The following is a 3,664-nucleotide window of genomic DNA, read 5'->3' as shown; positions in this document are numbered from 1 at the left end:
TGCAGCTAAACCTGTTCTATCTTCTGTAGTTATTCCACCTCCCCAATTAAAAGTATAACCCGGAGTACCTCCAGAAGGGGTTAAATTAATCGCTCCATTGGTACCTCCATTACAAGAAACATTAGTTACTACTGTTGATGAATTTAGAGCTGGAGGCTGAGTAACCGTTACATTTTGTACTCTCGTACATCCATTAGCATCGGTTATAGTAACCGAGTATGATCCTGCTGCTAAACCTGTTCTATCTTCTGTAGTTATTCCACCTCCCCAATTAAAAGTATAACCTGGAGTACCTCCTGAAGGGGTCAAATTAATTGCTCCATTGGTACCTCCATTACAAGAAACATTAGTTACTACTGTTGATGAATTTAAAGCTGGAGGCTGTGTAATCGTGAAATTTCTAGTTATTGAAGCACCCACATTATCAGTAATTGTACATGTGTAGGCACCTGCTGTTAATCCTGTTGCAGTTGCAGCAGTTCCACCACTAGGTGACCAACTATAAGAATAAGGTGCTGTACCGCCACTTGCTACAACACTAGCGGTTCCATTTGAACCTCCATTACAAGAAACATTTGTAGATGAACTAGTTGCTGAAAGTGATGGCGCTGCAACTGGACCTACAATAATATTGTCAATTGCATAATAGATAATAGCTGGTAAATAAATTGATACAGAAGTTACTGTAATACCTCCAGCTCCTGGTGAGATTGCTGTGGAAGAATAGGTATAATTATTCCATGCTGTACCAGGTGTCATAGGAGTCATATCGTTATATTGATAGGTACTAGCTGTTAAAGTATACCAAGGAGGAAGTGTCATTAAAGTAGAATATAAATTCATACTTTGGTGATTTACCCAAATACCATAAAATTGAAAAGGTTGACCATCTAAACGTTGAAGAGAAAATGAATCTCCTCCTGAACCGTCTTTTCTTAAGCAATTACTATTAGAAACACCTCCGGTTCCTTGATTAGTAAATCCTCCATTACCTCCCGATGTTAATCGATAGGCAACTCCGCCAATCGTAATATCGGCTTGTGTTATCCAAGTACCTGTGTTTGTTAACACGGCTGGTGTTGTAAAATCATATGTTGTTTGAGATAAACCTATAAAGGAGCATAACAAAAAACATAATGATATTATCTTTTTTAATTTAAATAATTTTGTTTTCATGGGCTTGTTTTAAAATTGTTTGTATTTTTTCTTAAATAACATACAATTTTAAAACACATAGAATCTACTAATAATCTGCATTAAATACATATTTATGAATGTTTAATTGGTTACAAATGAATCCATAAAATGGACATTCAATCAACAAACAGCAGATTAATTTAAGATATATTTAGGGGTAGTATCAAAAAATTTCCTCAAATATATTCAATTATTTTAAGAATAATTGAAATATAACTAAAATAAATCATTATATTAATCTAAAGAATTTAATTGTTTTAATTTACTCAAAATATAAGTAAACTCTCTAACTAACCATTCTTTATCTAAATATTAAGACTAAATTCTTAAATCTTAACTTTCAATTCTATCTGTTTTTTTTTCAAAAACCTTATATTTTTTTTTGTTTATTATTAAATTTAAACTCAAAACAATAGTCTTTTTATTAGTTATTACTTTAAAAAACACTACTACTTTTTTTGTTAAAATTAATATAAGGTTTTAGATTTTAACACATTTAATCACAAAAATTAATAGAAAGAACTTTTTAAGGAATAAGTGTTCTATTTTTAAGAATAAGTGATGAATTACATAAAAAAATAACTGTTTTAGTAAATTTATGTAATCTGTATAAGAACTATCAATTTGGAATTTCTTATCCCTTTGCAAAAGCTTCACGAAGTGAAACCACCTTCAAAATTAATCATTCGTTACCCGAGAACTTTGCTCGAACTGGCAAAGCAATCATCATGCAACATTCACTATTCGTTGTCATGCTGAACTCGTTTCAGAATCTCCTTCAAATTAGGCTAACGCTTCACGAAGTACTAGCCTGTCATTCCGCCAAAATAGGAATCTCCTACACATTAGGCAATTTCTTCACAAAGTAAAAGTTGTTATTCCGCAGATTAAAAACTTAAGTCCAGCGAAGCTAAATCTCCTACAACGTAGGCTGTTGCTTTACGCAGTAAAGCCCACAACTTTAAACATAAAACCTGATACTTTAAATCGAGCAAAGTCCAAATAGATCAATTCCCCCTATAAGTAGCATAACCAAATGCCGAAAGAGTTATTGGAACATGATAATGACTATTATCCGTTATTTGAAAAACAACCTCTATAAAAGGATAAAAACTCTCGGTTTGATTTCTTTTAAAATACTCCTTTGTAAAATAAGTCAGTTTATAGATGCCTAAATTAGAAGTATTCTCCTTTAAAAAATCGGTAATTCTACCATTTTTATCCGTCACTTTTTCATCTACTTTAATCCAGGTGTTGGTGGTCTCCTCTAACTTTTCAAGTTTAATCGTTACCCCGCTTGCCGGTACACCTTTACTAACATCAAGAATATGACTTGATAATTGATATTTTTCTGATTGCGCTGCCATTACAGTTGAAAACAGCATTAGAAGACCTAAAATGATTGACTTTTTCATAATTTTTAAATGTTTATTATTGGAATAATGTTACTATTTTTTGGGCAATTGCATCATCTTGTTCGGGACCACCTGCTCCAGCAATCCCAACACTCCCTATAACTTTATTATTAACTATAATAGGAACTCCACCACCAAGCAACAATAGTTCGGGTAACGTGTTCAAATTCTGAGTATCGGGATTTGCACTTGCATTTCTCGATAAGACAAGTGTTGGTTTTTTTGTCGATAAAGCCGTAAATGCTTTTCTTCTGGCTGCCTCAAAATTATGAGGACCAACACCATCTGCAATTGTGACTAAAATTGGTTTACCCGATGCATCTAGGAAAGCAACTGCTATTTTTTTATTTGCTTCTTTCGCTATCGCATTAGCAAAAGTTAGTCCTTTAATGGCTGCTTCTTGAGTAAGACTTTCAAGTGTTTGCGAATTTTTTTTAAAATCGGAAGTTGGTATTTGAGATTGGGCAACCAAAAAAAAGGAATGGCACAAAAAAGCGATAAGAATAGATTTCATATTATTTTTTTGACAAAGTTAGCCTATGTCAATTCCGGAAACATTGATCTAAGTCAACGTTTTATAATTTAGCTTTTAATCGGCTAAGAGTTGCAGGAGAAATTCCTAAAAATGATGCCGCCATTTTATTAGAAACTCTTAAAAGTAACTTAGGTTGGTTCTTTATAATCCACTTCACCTTGTAAAGCGCATCATAACCTTGAAAACCATAAATTCGCTTTTGTGCAGTAATAAATCCTAATTCTAAAATTTCGGTATATATTTTTGCAAATACAGGAACCGATGCTACAAGTTGGTAAAAATCTTCCCTAGAGATGCGAAGTAATTCTGATTTCTCAATAGTTTGCAGATATTCTTCTGCTGGTTTTTGGTCAATAAAACTGGGTAATGCTGTTACAAATGTATCTTCAAAAGCAAAGTAACGGGATATTTCTTGTCCATCATCAGTAATGGTAAACACTCTTACGGCTCCTTTATTCACAAAATAATAGTAATTAGCAACTTGTTCGTATTGCTGCAAATTCCAGTGATATTGACC

At 32.9% G+C, this 3,664-nt stretch carries 4 protein-coding genes; all 4 read right to left on the bottom strand.

The annotated features are described in order from the left end of the window. The coding region (locus tag B2741_RS02645; RefSeq protein WP_291135189.1) for a SprB repeat-containing protein at nt 1-1,176 on the bottom strand (1,176 nt) is incomplete at its 3' end. 1,028 nt (nt 1,177-2,204) lie between these two features. Beyond that, a complete protein-coding gene (gene uraH, locus B2741_RS02640) occupies nt 2,205-2,612 on the bottom strand; it encodes a hydroxyisourate hydrolase (protein ID WP_291135187.1) in 408 nt (135 codons plus the stop codon). Nucleotides 2,613-2,628: 16 nt separating this feature from the next. Beyond that, nucleotides 2,629-3,126, bottom strand: coding sequence for a GlcG/HbpS family heme-binding protein (locus B2741_RS02635; RefSeq protein WP_291135185.1), 498 nt, complete (start codon nt 3,124-3,126; stop codon nt 2,629-2,631). Nucleotides 3,127-3,187: 61 nt separating this feature from the next. Further along, nucleotides 3,188-3,664 (bottom strand): Crp/Fnr family transcriptional regulator (locus B2741_RS02630; protein ID WP_291135182.1); only part of this gene is annotated, 477 nt, incomplete at its 5' end.

Origin of the sequence: Flavobacterium sp. UBA7663, from assembly GCF_002483315.1 — a bacterium.
In the GTDB taxonomy this organism is placed as follows: Bacteria; Bacteroidota; Bacteroidia; order Flavobacteriales; family Flavobacteriaceae; genus Flavobacterium.
Note: the sequence above shows the minus strand (reverse complement) of the source record. Positions and strands in the feature narration are given on the sequence as shown.

What these genes read in the sequence shown, in the direction of transcription:
- B2741_RS02635 (WP_291135185.1), bottom strand. Translation starts at nt 3,126, where the DNA reads ATGAAATCTATTCTTATCGCTTTTTTGTGCCATTCCTTTTTTTTGGTT.
- uraH (WP_291135187.1), bottom strand. Translation starts at nt 2,612, where the DNA reads ATGAAAAAGTCAATCATTTTAGGTCTTCTAATGCTGTTTTCAACTGTA.